The organism is Streptomyces sp. NPDC059957, from assembly GCF_042730015.1.
In the GTDB taxonomy this organism is placed as follows: domain Bacteria; phylum Actinomycetota; class Actinomycetes; order Streptomycetales; family Streptomycetaceae; genus Streptomyces.
The window spans coordinates 3,236-17,681 of sequence record NZ_JBHWMB010000114.1; the positions used below are offsets into that span (position 1 = coordinate 3,236).

General features: G+C 72.2%; 11 protein-coding genes and 1 pseudogene. 8 read left to right on the forward strand and 4 right to left on the reverse strand.

Annotated features, from left to right (window positions below):
- A pseudogene (locus ACFWBW_RS39175) lies at positions 1-187 on the reverse strand (hypothetical protein); the annotation flags it as partial.
- Positions 188-329: 142 nt separating this feature from the next.
- Here ACFWBW_RS39175 and ACFWBW_RS39180 point away from each other — a divergent pair.
- Positions 330-746, forward strand: coding sequence for a hypothetical protein (locus ACFWBW_RS39180; RefSeq protein ID WP_385383807.1), 417 nt, complete (start codon positions 330-332; stop codon positions 744-746).
- 129 nt (positions 747-875) lie between these two features.
- Here the strand turns inward: ACFWBW_RS39180 and ACFWBW_RS39185 are convergent, their stop codons facing one another.
- The 3 genes from ACFWBW_RS39185 to ACFWBW_RS39195 all read right to left on the reverse strand — a co-directional run bounded on the left by ACFWBW_RS39185 (position 876) and on the right by ACFWBW_RS39195 (position 4,283).
- On the reverse strand, positions 876-1,889 hold the full coding sequence (locus ACFWBW_RS39185; RefSeq protein ID WP_385383810.1) for a TolB-like translocation protein: 1,014 nt from the start codon (positions 1,887-1,889) through the stop codon (positions 876-878).
- Entirely contained in the window at positions 1,886-3,250 is a 1,365-nt protein-coding gene (locus tag ACFWBW_RS39190; protein ID WP_385383813.1) for an MFS transporter, read from the reverse strand. The genes ACFWBW_RS39185 and ACFWBW_RS39190 overlap by 4 nt, the downstream gene beginning before the upstream one ends.
- 163 nt (positions 3,251-3,413) lie before the next feature.
- On the reverse strand, positions 3,414-4,283 hold the full coding sequence (locus ACFWBW_RS39195; protein ID WP_385383816.1) for a glycosyltransferase: 870 nt from the start codon (positions 4,281-4,283) through the stop codon (positions 3,414-3,416).
- Between the two features lie 418 nt (positions 4,284-4,701).
- Here ACFWBW_RS39195 and ACFWBW_RS39200 point away from each other — a divergent pair, with 418 nt between their 5' ends.
- The 7 genes from ACFWBW_RS39200 to ACFWBW_RS39230 all read left to right on the forward strand — a co-directional run bounded on the left by ACFWBW_RS39200 (position 4,702) and on the right by ACFWBW_RS39230 (position 14,369).
- On the forward strand, positions 4,702-5,808 hold the full coding sequence (locus tag ACFWBW_RS39200) for a Gfo/Idh/MocA family protein (RefSeq protein WP_385383819.1): 1,107 nt from the start codon (positions 4,702-4,704) through the stop codon (positions 5,806-5,808).
- Between the two features lie 82 nt (positions 5,809-5,890).
- Positions 5,891-6,898: an NAD-dependent epimerase/dehydratase family protein gene (locus ACFWBW_RS39205; protein ID WP_385383822.1), complete on the forward strand. Its 1,008-nt coding sequence runs from the start codon at positions 5,891-5,893 to the stop codon at positions 6,896-6,898.
- A complete protein-coding gene (locus ACFWBW_RS39210) occupies positions 6,895-8,079 on the forward strand; it encodes a DegT/DnrJ/EryC1/StrS family aminotransferase (protein WP_385383825.1) in 1,185 nt (394 codons plus the stop codon). Before ACFWBW_RS39205 ends, ACFWBW_RS39210 begins: the two co-directional genes overlap by 4 nt.
- The gene (locus ACFWBW_RS39215; RefSeq protein ID WP_385383828.1) at positions 8,076-8,864 is read left to right on the forward strand and encodes a NeuD/PglB/VioB family sugar acetyltransferase; all 789 of its coding nucleotides are present in this window, start codon (positions 8,076-8,078) and stop codon (positions 8,862-8,864) included. The genes ACFWBW_RS39210 and ACFWBW_RS39215 overlap by 4 nt, the downstream gene beginning before the upstream one ends.
- On the forward strand, positions 8,861-9,976 hold the full coding sequence (locus ACFWBW_RS39220; protein ID WP_385383831.1) for a DegT/DnrJ/EryC1/StrS family aminotransferase: 1,116 nt from the start codon (positions 8,861-8,863) through the stop codon (positions 9,974-9,976). Before ACFWBW_RS39215 ends, ACFWBW_RS39220 begins: the two co-directional genes overlap by 4 nt.
- A 44-nt stretch (positions 9,977-10,020) precedes the next feature.
- Complete coding sequence (locus ACFWBW_RS39225; protein WP_385383834.1) at positions 10,021-13,326, forward strand: DUF4082 domain-containing protein; 3,306 nt, start codon at positions 10,021-10,023, stop codon at positions 13,324-13,326.
- The gene (locus ACFWBW_RS39230; RefSeq protein WP_385383837.1) at positions 13,323-14,369 is read left to right on the forward strand and encodes a glycosyltransferase; all 1,047 of its coding nucleotides are present in this window, start codon (positions 13,323-13,325) and stop codon (positions 14,367-14,369) included. Before ACFWBW_RS39225 ends, ACFWBW_RS39230 begins: the two co-directional genes overlap by 4 nt.
- Positions 14,370-14,446 lie beyond the last annotated feature (77 nt).

Below are 14,446 nucleotides of genomic sequence, written 5' to 3' on the forward strand. Positions count from 1 at the left end.
GGCCCGGAACGGTGGCTCCGCGCGCCTCCCACTCGCGGGCGAGTTGCTCGAAGACGACCGCCCCGCCCGACGGGGCGGCGGCGCTGCCCGACTGCTGCCGGGGGATGCCCCGCGCCAATGCGGCGGGGGCGCGCTCGGGTGCCCGGTGCCGGGCCGGGGACGGGGAGACGGCGTGTGGAGTGCCCATGCCCGCCCCAACGATTCTGCGGGCCCCCAGGTACGCCTCCCGGCCCGGCGGGATGGAACACGGGGGCCCGATGCGGATGCCGCTGCACGGCGTCGCTTCCTGTGGCACTTGCGGGTTCGAGCTGCGGAAGGATACTTCTGGGGTGTTGTTGACGTGGATCGATGAGGTGGCGGACGAGCCCCTGATGCTGGAGCCGGCTGACCGGCGGGCGGAAGGGGAGAGCAACACCTGGTGGCTGGGTGCGGACGACGAGGACCGGAGGTCCTTGTCCGTCTCCGAGGTGGTGGCCGCCTTCGAGCGGACTGCTTCAGCCCTCCGGGGGCGCATCCGAGAGCTGGGCTTTCCCGGGGCGGCGACGTTCTACGTGTGGCACGACGAGCAGGCCGGGCAGCTCCGGTGCTCGACCTGTTCGCTGCCCCCGGACGCCTTGCCGTTCGGCGGTCCCTACATGGCCTCCGACGACCTCGGCCCGATCGTCGAGGGGTTCCTGACCGGCACTGAGCCCGAGCCGGCGCCCTTCCGAGTCTGGGTCAGCAGCGTCGGAGCCGCTTCACACTGACCGGAGCGGCCTGTTCACATGGGCGGGACGGTCGTGACCGATGAGTGCGGAGGCCAAATGCGGACGCCGGCCGGACTCGCCGCAGCGCGTCACATCCCCACCGCGACCTGACAGTCGGGGCACACCCGATCAGTCCAGGCGGGTGGGGGAAGAGGCTGCCGGGGCCAGGATGCGGGGGGATCCGGTGCCGTCCGCCGGGACCGTCCAGAGGTCCGTGGTGTCCACGGAGCCCTCGGTGGGGAGGGCGTAGGTGAGGGTGCGGTCGTCGAGCCAGAGTGCCTGGTCGTCCACGCTGCGGTTCTCCGCCAGCGGTTGCTCCCTCAATGTCTTCAGGTCCAGTACGTGTTCGCGCCACAGGGATGCCCCGCGCTGGACCCGCTTCTTGTACGCGACCCGGGTCTCGTCGGGGGACAGGGACGGGCACTCGACGTTCGAGGCCAGGGTCGTGACGCTGCGCCTGGCGATCGAGCCCTTCACCAGGTACGTCTGGTTGTTCGTGCCCAGGGTGGCGTAGAAGGTGTCGTCGTCCTTGGAGAAGGTGACGCCCCAGAAGTTGGCGTCGCTCGCGCTGTAGGGGCGGCCGTCCAGCTCGATGGTGAACTTCTCCAGGTCCGCGTCGAGCGCCCCCGTACGGGTGTCCACGATCGAGGTGCGGGTGGAGAAGAACGCGGAGCCGTAGGACTCCCCGGCCACGAAGACCGTCCAGGCGGCGAAGCGGCCGCTCGGCGAGACCCGGGCCCGGGACGGGGTGCCCGCGAGCGGGAACGTGCGCACCGTGCGCAGTTCGGAGTCGACGATCAGAGCCCGGTTGTCCTGGGCGAGGGCGCCCGGGGCGGAACTCAGGCACACGCCGGTGCCCGCCGAGGCGTGGAACCGCAGGCAGGTGAGGCTCGATGCGGTCCGCTCGCCCTGCCGGGAGCGGTCCGGTACGGAGACGAGGGCTCCGCGGTGCGGGCCCTGCGCGCCGTTGAGGAAGGCCAGGCCGCCGCGCCGGTCGAGCACGACCTTGCCCGGGGTGGCCGTCGGGTCTCCCGCGCGGGTCTGCTCGGACCGGGCGGCGGCGCGCACCACCAGCACGCCCGCCAGGCCTCCGAGGATCAGCACGGCCAGGGCGAGTACGAGCAGCCGGCGTGAGCGCGTCATCGGTTTCCTCGGGTGCGTCGGGGTTGCGGGGCCGCGGCGGCGGCGCCGTCCGGGGCCGTGGGGCGCAGTACGAAGCCGGCTACAGCCGCGCAGCAGCACAGGCCGGCCGCGGCGGCGGCGAGCGCCGGGCCCGAACCCATGACCGTCCACGCGGCGCCGAAGGCCAGCGAGCAGCCGAAGCGGGCCAGGGCCTGGCCGGTGCCGACGAGCGCGATGCCGGTGGCCCGAAGCTTCGCCGGTACGGTCGCGGCCACCGCGGCGGGCAGCACCCCGTCGGTGGCTGCGTAGAACATGCCGTGCAGGGCGAGGACCAGGTAGGGGAGCGCGGGCAGGCCGGGGGCCCACAGGAGCAGCCCGTAGCCGGCCAGCAGGAGGGCGTGCCCGGTGAGGAACACGGTGCGGCGTCCGATGCGGTCCGCGAGGGCGCCGGCCGGCACGGCCAGCAGCAGGAACACGGCCGCGGTGCCCAGCGGGAGCAGGGGGAACCACCGCTCACCGATGCCGGTGCGGTCCTGGAGAAGCAGGTAGAGGAACGCGTCGCTGACGGTGGTGAGCCCGAGCAGGGCAGCGCAGCCCGCCAGGGCGCGCAGCCGGGGCAGACGCAGCAGGCCCAGCGCGTCGCGCAGGTTCACCGCGTCAGGCTTCGGGGAGGGCGCCTCGGAGGGTGCGGGCTGCCGCGGGGCGGGTACCGGGGGAGCGGCGGGCTTCGGGCGGCCGCGACCCGGCTCGGCGCCGGACGGGACGAACAGCAGGAGCACCACGACGCCCAGGGCGGCCACACAGGCGCTGACCCCGAAGACGGCGTCGTACCCGTCGACCGTCACGCTCAGGATGAAGAAGGCGGCGAGGGGCCCGAGCAGCGCCCCGGTGGTGTCCATGGCGCGGTGCACGCCGAAGGCCCGACCCTGTAACTCGGGCGGTGTGGAAAGAGAGATGAGTGCGTCGCGCGGTGCGGTGCGCAGGCCCTTGCCGGTCCGTTCCAGGGCGAGGATCAGTGCCACCGGGCCGAGGCTGTGGGCGAGCAGCAGCAGCGGCTTGCACAGCGCGGACAGTCCGTAGCCGATGCCGGCGATCAGCTTGTGGTTGCGGATCCGGTCGGCGAGGTGGCCGCCGGTCAGCTGCACGAGCGCGCTGACCCCGTTGTACAGGCCGTCGAGCGCGCCGAAGCCGAGCGGGCTCAGGCCCAGCCCGGCGACGAGGTAGAGCGGCAGGACGGCGGTGACCATCTCCGAGGAGACGTCGGTGATCAGGCTGACCGAGCCCAGTGCGAGGACGGTCGAGGCGACCGCGGGTCCGCGGACGGGGGACCCGTCGGCGGTGGACTTCGCGTCCTCGGGCGCGGAGCGGTCCGCGAGGTACATGCTTTCGAACTCCCGGTCCGGCGTGCGTCTGTACGGTGAGCCAGTCGTGCGTGCGAATGGCACCCTAATGGTTGTACGGGCCAACTGGGCCGGGTACGGGAGGATTCGGCCGTCCAGCCCTCTCGGCCGCCCAGTCCCTTCGGCTGCCCAGTCCTTCGGTGGCTCAGGCCTGGCGGCTGCTCTCGTCGCGCAGCCAGGTGGAGAAGTCCCCGGTACGGATGGCCTTGCGGGCTCCCCGGCGGGCCACGAGGGCCGCCACGACGAACACCACCACGCCGGGGAGCAGTTGCGGCCGAGCCCGGAGCAGCGCCCGCAGGTCTCCCGTACCGGTGCGCGCGGACGGCGGGGGCGCCGCGGCCGGCTCGGAAGCCCGTGCGGCCTGGAACCGCTCCAGCTCGGCCGAGGAAGTCACCGCCCGCACACGGCGTTTGATCAGATCGCCCCAGGTGCGCGGCGGGAGGACCACGACCCTGGCCGACTCCACCACCCGGCGCTCTCCCGGTGCGAACGCCAGGGACGCGGCCAGATCGTCGGCCATCAGCGGCGGCAGGGCGGCGAGCCGGGCGTGCCCCGGCTCGGTCACCGCGATGACCCCACGCCCGAACAGCCCCTCGCGGACGGCCGGCAGCAGCTGCCAGACCCGGTAATAGGCCCGGACCGGCCAGGCGCAGCCGCTCAGCGGAATGTCCCGGCCGGGTGCCGCGGCGAGCAGGGACGGGCTGTCGGCGAGGGCGCAGGCGAGGGCCCGTACGTCGGCCGCGCCGACCACCACGTCCGCGTCCACGTACAGCCGGGGGAAGCCGAGTGCGTGCTCGTCGCCCACCCGAAGTGCGGTGTGTTTGGAGGGAGTCGGGATCTCGACCACCCGTACGCGGGGGCCCCGTGCGGCGGCCACCGCGGCGGTGTCGTCCGTACAGCCGTTGCACACCACGACGATGTCGGGTCCCGCGGCCGGAGCCCCGTCCAGGAGTGCGTCGAGGAGCCGGCCGATGACCCGGCCCTCGTTGTGGGCCGGGATCACGATGCTGGTCACCCCGGAAGTATGCACGCCCGAACGCCCGTACCGACCGTTTCCTCCAACTCTCCCCGGGGGTACGCCCCGTGGTCTAGATTGAACGCAGCCGACCGGATTGGGCGTGCTTCGGCAATGCCGTGGTCCACGCTGTGATCCAGTCGGCGCAGGGCAGTTGGGGCAGGTTACGGGTTCGGCGGCTTGGGGGAACAGGCCGCCTGTCCGTGGCCGGCCGGCGCGAGGGGTGCCGGACGGCCGGGGGGCGGAAGTACGTGCAACACGTACGGCATCGGTCGTGGGGGCCACCACCGTCGGGCGGGTCACGCACGGGTCGCGCAGGCGCCCGGCATGCCCTCGACGGCACCCCCTTCCTTCGCACGCGTTCCGGCCATGGGTCGTCGACACGCCCGCGGGCGTGCGCGGAAGGAAAGGGAACGCTGTGAAGGACACCGCGAAGGACGCCGGGCGGGACGCCGCGGGCGCAGGTGCGGGTGCGGGACGGACCGAGCCGTTAGGGGTCGCCGTCGTCGGAGCGGGCTACTGGGGCCCCAATCTCGTCCGCAACTTCCAGTCCAGTCCGGAGTTCCGACTCCGCTGGCTGTGTGATCTGAACGTCGACCGGGCACGGCAGGTGCTCGGCGGCTACTCCACGGTCCAGGCGACCGCGGACTACGCCGCGATCCTGGCCGACCCCGCCGTCGAGGCCGTCGCCGTGGCCACCCCGGCAGGCACCCACCTCGACGTCGCCCTGGCTGCCCTGCGCGCCGGCAAGCACGTCCTCGTGGAGAAGCCGCTCGCCGCCACCTACGAGGACGGACTGCGGCTGGTGAACGAGGCCGAGGAACGCGGCCTCACCCTGATGTGCGACCACACCTACTGCTACACCCCGGCCGTGGCCCGCATCCGGGACATGGTCCGATCCGGCGAACTCGGCGACATCCAGTTCGTGGACTCGGTGAGGATCAACCTCGGGCTGGTCCAGAAGGACATCGACGTCCTGTGGGACCTGGCCCCCCACGACCTCTCGGTCCTCGATTTCATCCTTCCGGACAACGTCCACCCGGTCGCCGTCGCCGCGCACGGGGCCGACCCGATCGGGGCCGGCCAGTCCTGCGTGGCCTACCTGACGCTCCAGCTCAACACCGGCGCCATCGCGCACGTGCACGTCAACTGGCTGTCCCCGGTGAAGGTCCGCACCACGATGGTCGGCGGCTCCAAGCGCACCCTGGTGTGGGACGACCTCAACCCCTCGCAGCGGGTCGCGGTGTTCGACCGGGGAGTCGACCTCACGGCGCCGCAGGAGATCGGCGCGGACGAGCGCCGCGACATGCTCGTCTCCTACCGGACCGGAGACATGGTGGCCCCCGCGCTCGGCGAGAAGGAGGCCCTGCGCAGCATGGTCGAGGAGTTCGCCGCGGCGATCCGGACGGGGCGGCCCGCGCTCACCGACGGCCGGGCCGGACTCCAGGTCCTCGACATCCTCGAAGCGGCCTCCCGCAGCCTGGAGTTCAAGGGCGCCGTCGTCGGACTGCGCACCGGACGTTGAGCGACCCGAACGCCGCCCGGACCGCGTGCGGCGCGCCGGGCACAGCCGGGAACACCATGACCGACTCAGTAGGAGCAGGGCGTTGAGCAGCGTACGAGGCAAGAGGATTCTGGTCACCGGCGGAGCGGGCACGATCGGCTCGCACCTGGTGGACCTGCTGGTGGACAACGGGGCGCGCGAGATCGTCGTGCTCGACAACTTCGTACGGGGACGCAGGGCCAACCTGGCCCGCGCCCTGCCGAGCGGGGTCGTGGACCTGGTAGAGGGCGATATCCGGGACATATCCGCCGTGCGCAAGGCGACCGAGGGGGCCGACTTCGTCTTCCATCTGGCGGCGATCCGGATCACCCAGTGCGCCGAGGAGCCGCGGCTGGCCAACGAGGTGATGGTCGACGGGACGTTCAACGTACTGGAGGCCGCCGCGGCCGCCGGCGTGGGCAAGGTCATCGCCTCCTCCTCGGCCTCGGTCTACGGGATGGCGGAGTCCTTCCCGACTACCGAGCGCCACCACGCCTACAACAACGACACCTTCTACGGGGCCGCGAAGGCCTTCAACGAGGGAGTGCTGCGCAGCTTCCACGCCATGTACGGGCTGGACTACGTCGCACTGCGCTACTTCAACGTGTACGGCCCCCGGATGGACATCCACGGTCTGTACACCGAGGTGCTGATCCGCTGGATGGAGCGGATCGCCTCCGGCGAACCGCCGCTGATCCTCGGCGACGGCACGCAGACCATGGACTTCGTCGATGTCCGCGACATCGCGAGGGCCAACCTGCTGGCCGCCGAATCGGACCTGACCGACGAGGTGTTCAACGTCGCGAGCGGCACCGAGACCAGTCTCCTCGACCTGGCCAACGGCCTCCTGGAGGCCATGGGCGCCGAGGGCCTGGCGCCGGAGCACGGACCGGCCCGCGCCGTGAACGGGGTGACCCGCCGGCTCGCGGACACCTCGCAGGCCGCCACCCGCCTCGGCTTCACGGGAGGGATCGACCTGCGCACCGGGCTGCGGGACCTGGTCGACTGGTGGCGGGCCGAGCGCGTGGCGGATGCGGAGTCCGCAGGTGCCGCCGGGGAGGCCGGCCGATGAACGCCCAGGACGCTCCCGCCCCCGTTCCCGCCCCCGTTCCCGCCCCCGCCCGGATCCCCGTCATGATCCCCTGGCTCGGCGAGGAGGAGGCACGGGCAGCCGCCGATGCGGTTCTGTCCGGCTGGGTGGCCCAGGGGCCCAGGGTCGCGGAGTTCGAGCGGGCCTTCGCCGAGCGGGTGGGCGCGGAGCACGGCATCGCGGTGAGCTCGTGCACCACCGGCCTGCACCTCTCGCTGATCGCGCTCGACCTCGGTCCGGGAGACGAGGTCGTCGTCCCCTCCCTGTCCTTCATCGCCACGGCCAACGCGGTGCGCTACGTGGGCGCGCACCCGGTGTTCGCGGACGTCGAGGAGGCAACCGGGAACCTGACCCCGGCCACCGTGGACGCCGTCCGCACCTCGCGCACCAAGGCCGTGATCGCCGTCCACCAGGGCGGGGTCCCGGCCGATGTGCACGCCCTGCGCGCCTTCTGCGCCGACCAGGGCCTCGCGCTGGTGGAGGACGCCGCGTGCGGCATCGGCGCCACCGTCGGCGGGAAATCGGTCGGCCAGGGGGCCCTGCTGGCCGCCTGGTCCTTCCACCCCCGCAAGGTGATCACCACCGGCGAGGGCGGCATGGTGACCACGGACGACGCCGCGTGGGCGGAGCGGCTGCGCCGCTTGCGCGAGCACGGCATGAACGTGTCCGCGGCGCAGCGGCACGCCAGCAGCAAGCCGATCGCCGAGAGCTACCTGGAGGTCGGCTACAACTACCGGATGACCGACATCCAGGCCGCGGTCGGCCTGGTGCAACTGGGCAAGCTGGACGAGATCGTGGCCCGCAGGCGCTTCCTCGCCGCCCGGTACGCGCAGCTCCTCGCCGGTGTCCCGGGCCTGACCCCGGTCCGGGACCCCGCACACGGCGAGGGCAACTTCCAGTCGTACTGGGTGCTCCTGGCCGAGGACTTCCCCGTCGGCCGCGACGAGCTGCTCGCCGTGCTGGCGGACGCCGGGATCTCTGCCCGGCGCGGGATCATGGCCTCCCACCTGGAGCCGGCGTACGCCGATCACGGTGCGGCGGCGCTGCCGGTGACCGAGCGGATCACCCGCGACTCGCTGATCCTGCCGCTGTTCCACACGATGACCGAGGAGCAGCAGGACCGGGTGGTGGCGGTGCTGCGCGAACAGGCCGACGGCGGATGAGCGGGCCGCACGGTCGCACGACCGAGACCGCGACATCCGAAAGCCTGCTGATCGTCGGCGCGGGCGGCTTCGCCCGGGAGACCGCCCAGGCCGTACGGGACGCGGCCGCCGCGGACCTGGCGGCCGGCCGGGTCCCGCGATGGCGGCTGGCCGGGCACCTGGACGACAACCCGGCCCTGCACGGAACGGACGTCGACGGCGTCCCTGTCCTGGGCGGCAGCGCCCTGGTGCACGAACGCCCGGCCGCCCGCGTGGTGGTCTGCGTCGGCAGCCCCCGCGACTACGGGGTACGGGCCCGCCTGGTGCGGCGTCTGGCACTGCCCGAGAGCCGGTACGCCACCGTGGTCCACCCCACGGCGGCGCTCTCCGGTTCCTCGGTCCTCGGTCCTGGCACGGTGCTGCTCGCGCACTGCGTGCTGACGGCGGCGGTACGGCTGGGGTCCCACGTGGCGGTCATGCCCCACGTGGTCCTCACCCACGACGACGAGGTCGGGGACTTCGCGACCCTGGCCTCCGGGGTCCGCCTCGGCGGCGGGGTACGGCTGGGGCGCGGCGCCTACGTGGGCGCCGGCGCACTGGTCAGGGAGTACACGAAGGTCGGCGCCTGGTCGCTGACCGGGATGGGAAGCACGGTCCTGGCCGACGTGCCGGCCGGCGAGGTGTGGGCCGGAAGCCCCGCCCGCCGGCTGCGCGAGGCGGGGGGCCCGGCGCTCGACGAGCTGCGGGCCGATGAGTTGGAGACCGGCCGGAAGCCGGAGACACGGATGGGGAGCACAGCCGCATGAACCAGATACCGCTCGTCGACCTGAAGGCCGCGCACGCCGAGGTCGCGGACGAATTACGTGCGGGATTCGACCGGGTGCTGGCCGACACCGCCTTCATCGGCGGCGAGGAGGTCCGGGCCTTCGAGCGCGAGTACGCGGCCTTCGCCGGGGTCGGCCACTGCGTCGGCGTGGCCAACGGCACCGACGCCCTGGAACTGGCCCTGCGGGCGAGCGGAGTGGGCGTCGGCGACGAGGTCGTCCTGCCCGCGAACACGTTCATCGCCACCGCCGGCGCGGTCGCCAGGATCGGCGCCAGGCCGGTGCTGGCCGACTGCCTCCCCGACACCCTGCTGCTGGACCCCGAGGCCGCGCTCGACGCGGTGACCAAGGCCACCCGCGCGGTGGTCCCGGTCCACCTGTACGGGCAGTGCGCCGACACCACCGGTCTGGCCGCGGGCCTGCCCCCGTACGCCAGGCTCGTCGAGGACGCCGCGCAGAGCCAGGGCGCCTCCCGGGAGGGCCGTACCCCCGGCAGCGGCGGGATCGCGGCGACCAGCTTCTACCCGGGCAAGAACCTGGGCGCCTACGGGGACGCGGGCGCGGTGGTGACCGACGACGAGGAGGCCGCCGACCTCGTCCGGGCGCTGGCCAACCACGGAGGCGTGGCCAAGTACCGGCACGACGTCGCCGGTTTCAACAGCAGGCTCGACGGTCTGCAGGCCGTGGTGCTGCGGGCCAAGCTGGCCCGGCTCGCCGGGGGGAACGAGGCCCGCCGGGCCGCCGCCGCCCGGTACGACGGGCTGCTGGGAGACCTGGCGGCCACCGGACGCCTCACCCTGCCGGTCACGGCTCCGGGCAACGTCCACGTCTGGCACCTGTACGTCATCCGGGTCAGCGGCGCGGACCGCGACGCGGTCGTCGGCAAGCTCAACGTGGAGGGCATCGGCGCCGGCGTGCACTATCCGGCCCCGGTCCACCTCACCCCGGCCTTCGCCCACCTCGGCCACGGCCGCGGGGCCTTCCCGCACGCAGAGCTGGCCGCCGACCGCATGCTCTCCCTCCCGCTCTTCCCGCAGATCACCGCCGCCCAACAGCAGCGGGTCGTGGATGCGCTCTCAGCAGCGCTGCGCTGACGCTCCGGCGTCGAATCACCAAGCCACTCCCAAATGAGGTTCGGATGAACAGACGGACAAGGCTGCTGCGGTACGGGCTCTACACCGTGGTGGCGGCCCTGATGGCGGCGGCGCTGCCGCCATCGGTGGCGGTCGCGGCGGACCCGTGCGGCCCCGGCTCCAACGCGATCGTGTGCGAGAACTCGAAGGCGGGCACACCGATGTCCGACTGGTTCGCACCCAGCGCCTACGGCGACATCAAGGGCTTCCCGGCCAAGGAGAGCGTGCAGGCGGGCGAGACCCTGCAGTTCAAGATCCAGTCGCCGACGGCGTACAAGGTGTCGGTCTACCGCCTCGGCCACTACGGGGGTGACGGGGCCCGCCTGATGTCGACCCCCGCCCAGGCCGCGCAGACCCACCCGGCGAACTTCCCGCAGGGGGGCAACCCGCAGAGCTGCACCACCAAGCCCTCCACGGGCCTGGTCGACTGCGGCAACTGGCCGGTCACCTCGACCTGGACGGTGCCCTCCGACGCCGTCTCCGGCCTCTACATAGCCAACTTCGACCAGGCGGACGGCAACGGCGTCATGCCCTACCCGTTCGTGGTCCGCAACGACTCCAGCCACTCCGACATCGTCGTGCAGACCAGCGACCAGACCTGGCAGGCGTACAACAACTACGGCGGCCAGGACCTGTACGACGGCGGCGGCCCCGCGCCCGACGGCCGTGCCTACGAAGTCAGTTACAACCGGCCGATGGACATCGGCGGCGAGAACGGGATCTACGGATCCGAGTACCAGATGGTCGCCTGGCTGGAGCGCAACGGGTACGACGTCAGCTACATGTCGGGCATCGACATGTCGACCAAGGGCGCGACCCAGCTGCAGAACCACAAGGTGTTCATGTCCTCGGGACACGACGAATACTGGACCCAGGACCAGTTCACCAATGCCCTGAACGCCCGTCACGCGGGCGTCAACCAGACCTACTTCGCCGGAAACGAGGTCTTCTGGAAGACCCGTCTGGCCCCCAGCATCGACGGGGCCAACACGGCCAACCGGACCCTGGTCTGCTACAAGGAGACCAAGCTCTCCTTCCCGCAGCCCAACGGCATCCCCGACCCGAGCGGGATCTGGACGGGCACCTTCATGGACCCGGCCAGCGCCACGAACGGCCGGCCCTACCAGCCGCAGAACCAGCTCACCGGCTCCCTGTTCAGCGTGAACGGCTACCGCAGCGACGCGATCACCGTCCCCGGCGCCTACGCCAAGATGCGCCTGTGGCGGGGCACCACCGTCGCGAACCTGACCCCCTCCCAGACCGCCACCTTCCCCGTAGGCACGCTCGGCTACGAGTGGGACAGCGACGTGGAGGACGCGGCGCGCCCGCCCGGGCAGATCGCGATGTCGTCCACCACGGTGGACATCAACGACGGCAAGTACCGCCTCGACTACGGGAACACGTACGGAAACGGGACCGCGACGCACAGCCTCGTCGCCTTCCGGGACCAGGTCTCGAACGCCCTGGTCTTCGGCTCCGGCACCGTGCAGTGGTCGTGGGGCCTGACCAACATGCCGACCGGGAACCCGGACGACGCGGTCGTCACCGAGGACAAGCGGATGCAGCAGGCGACGGTGAACATCTTCGCCGACATGGGGGTCCAGCCCAAGTCCCTGCAGAGCAACCTGCTCGTGGCCACCGCCTCCACCGACACCACCGGCCCGGTCATCACCGTGACCAGCCCCGCGGCGAACGCCACGGTGCCCGCCCTGCGGCCCGTGACCATCACGGGCACCGCCTCCGACAGCGGCGGCGGAGTCGTGGCCCGCGTGGAGGTCTCCACCGACGGCGGAACCACCTGGAAGGCCACCACGGGCGTCGCGTCCTGGACCTACAAGTGGACCCCGACCACCCCCGGTGCCGCGCAGATCAAGGTCCGCGCCGTGGACGACAGCGTCAACATCGGCGCCACCACCACCGTGCCGCTGACCGTGGGCCCCCAGGAGTGCCCCTGCACCGTCTGGCCCGCCGCGGCCGTACCGGGCACCGTCAACGCCGGCGACGGCAGCGCCGTGGAACTCGGCGTGAAGATCCGCTCCTCGGTGCCCGGTTCGATCACGGGCGTCCGCTTCTACAAGTCCCCGGCCAACACCGGCACCCACACGGGCAGCCTGTGGAGCAGCTCCGGCCAGCGCCTGGCCACGGGCACCTTCACCAACGAGACGGCCTCGGGCTGGCAGCAGCTCAACTTCTCCTCCCCGATCCCCGTCAAGGCCAACACCACCTACGTCGCCTCCTACTTCGCCCCCAACGGCGGATACTCCTTCGACACCACCTTCGCCTCGGCCGCAGCCGGGCTGGCCCCGCTCACCGCTCTGAAGAGCGGCACCGACGGCGGCAACGGCGTCTACCGCTACAGCGGCACCGGCGGGTTCCCGTCCACCGCCTCCTCCGGCAGCAACTACTGGGTCGACGCCGTCCTCGACACCGCCACCGCGAGCACGACACCCCCGACCGTCACCTCGACCACCCCGCAGTCGGCGGCGACCGGCACCGCGATCACCACGACGGTCAAGTCCACCTTCAGTACGGCCGTGGACATGGACACCCTGGTGTTCACCCTCAAGGGCCCCGGCGGCGTCAACGTCCCCGGCAGCAAGATCCTCGACGTGTCCAACAGCGCCACCTTCACCCCGTCCTCCGAACTGGCGCTGAACACCACCTACACGGCATCGGTGCAGGCCGCCGACCTGTGGGGCAACGCCATGGCCGCGCCCGTCACCTGGACCTTCACCACCAGCGCTACCCCGCCGGCGGTGACCTGCCCCTGCACCCTGTGGGGTCCGAACGCCACCCCGACCACCGCCAACGTCGGCGACGACACCAACTCCGTGGAACTGGGCACCCGTTTCCAGTCCTCGGTCGCCGGCTACGTCACCGGAGTCACCTTCTACAAGGGCCCCGGGAACACCGGCACCCACACCGGCAGCCTCTGGACCGCCACCGGCACGCTCCTGGCCACCGGAACCTTCGGCAGCGAGACCGTGTCCGGCTGGCAACAGCTGCACTTCACCACCCCGGTGGCCATCACCGCGAACACCGAGTACGTGGCCTCGTACCACGCGCCGAACGGCAAGTACTCCGTGGACGGCGGCTACTTCAGCGCCGCGCACCGCTCCTATCCGCTGGTGGCTCCGGCGAGTGGCAGCGGCGGCGGTCCGGTCACCGGCAACGGGCTCTACAAGTACGGGGCGGCCACGGTCTTCCCGAACAACACCTTCGGCTCGGTGAACTACTGGGTCGGCCCCGTCTTCACCACCACGGCCCCCGTCGCGCCCAACCAGGGATCCACGGAGGTGTCCGGCCAGTGAGCACCGTCAGCGTGGTGATCCCCTGCTACAAGTACGGCCACTTCCTGGCCGACTGCGTCAAGAGCGTCCTGGACGAGCAGGAAGGCGTCGACGTACGGGTGCTGATCATCGACGACGCCTCGCCCGACGACTCCGCGGACGTCGCGCGCGCCCTCGCGGCGGCCGACCCCCGGATCGAGGTCCGGGTCCACGAGAAGAACCAGGGGCACATCGCCACCTACAACGAGGGCCTGCTGGAGTGGGCGGACGGGGACTACGTCGCCCTGCTCTCCGCCGACGACCGGCTGGTCCCCGGCGCCCTGGTGCGCGCCGCGGCCCTGCTTGACGCCCACCCGCGGGCCGGTTTCGCCTACGGCAGGCCGCTGCGGTTCCAGCACGGCGGTCCGCTGCCCGCGGCCCGCACGCAGAGCACCGGCTCGGTGGTCTACCCCGGTCGGTGGTGGCTGGAGCGGCGCTTCCGGGAGGGCACCGGGTGCATCACCTCACCCGAGGTGGTCGTGCGCACCAGCCTTCAGCGCAAGGTCGGGGGCTACGACCCGGAGCTCCCGCACGCCGGGGACATCGAAATGTGGATGCGGCTCGCCGCCCACGCCGACGTGGGCTACGTCCGGGGAGCCGACCAGGCCTTCTACCGGGTCCACGGCAACAACATGTCCACCACCGACTTCGGCGGACAGCTCGACGACCTGCGCCAGCGCCTCGTCGCCTTCGACTCGGTGCTGGAGAAGTGCGGTGGCCTGCTCCCGGAGGCGGGCCGGCTGTCCACCGCGGCCCGTACCCGGCTCGCCCGGTACGCACTGCGGCGCGCCTACCGGGCCTACGACCGCGGGCGCACCGGGGTGGTCCCGGTCGAGGAACTGGAGGCCTTCGCCGCCGAATGCCTGCCGCAGTACACCTCGCTCGCCGAGTACGGGGCACTGCGCAGGCGCCGGCGGATCGGGGCCCGTGCGATGCCGTACCTCCAGCCCCTGGTGCTGTCCGCCGTCGCCGACCGGGGACGCGAATGGCTCTGGTGGCAGTCCTGGAAGCGCCGAGGGATCTGATGACACCGCACCACCGCCCCGAACCAGGGGCGTTGGGGGGGGGGGGGGGGTGCTGTTTTCGTGGGCTGCGCCGTCGT

Bases quoted from the DNA above. Each gene is read 5' to 3' on its own strand.
- ACFWBW_RS39210 (WP_385383825.1), top strand. From the start codon at position 6,895: ATGAACGCCCAGGACGCTCCCGCCCCCGTTCCCGCCCCCGTTCCCGCC.
- ACFWBW_RS39215 (WP_385383828.1), top strand. From the start codon at position 8,076: ATGAGCGGGCCGCACGGTCGCACGACCGAGACCGCGACATCCGAAAGC.
- ACFWBW_RS39190 (WP_385383813.1), bottom strand. From the start codon at position 3,250: ATGTACCTCGCGGACCGCTCCGCGCCCGAGGACGCGAAGTCCACCGCC.
- ACFWBW_RS39225 (WP_385383834.1), top strand. From the start codon at position 10,021: ATGAACAGACGGACAAGGCTGCTGCGGTACGGGCTCTACACCGTGGTG.
- ACFWBW_RS39185 (WP_385383810.1), bottom strand. From the start codon at position 1,889: ATGACGCGCTCACGCCGGCTGCTCGTACTCGCCCTGGCCGTGCTGATC.
- ACFWBW_RS39220 (WP_385383831.1), top strand. From the start codon at position 8,861: ATGAACCAGATACCGCTCGTCGACCTGAAGGCCGCGCACGCCGAGGTC.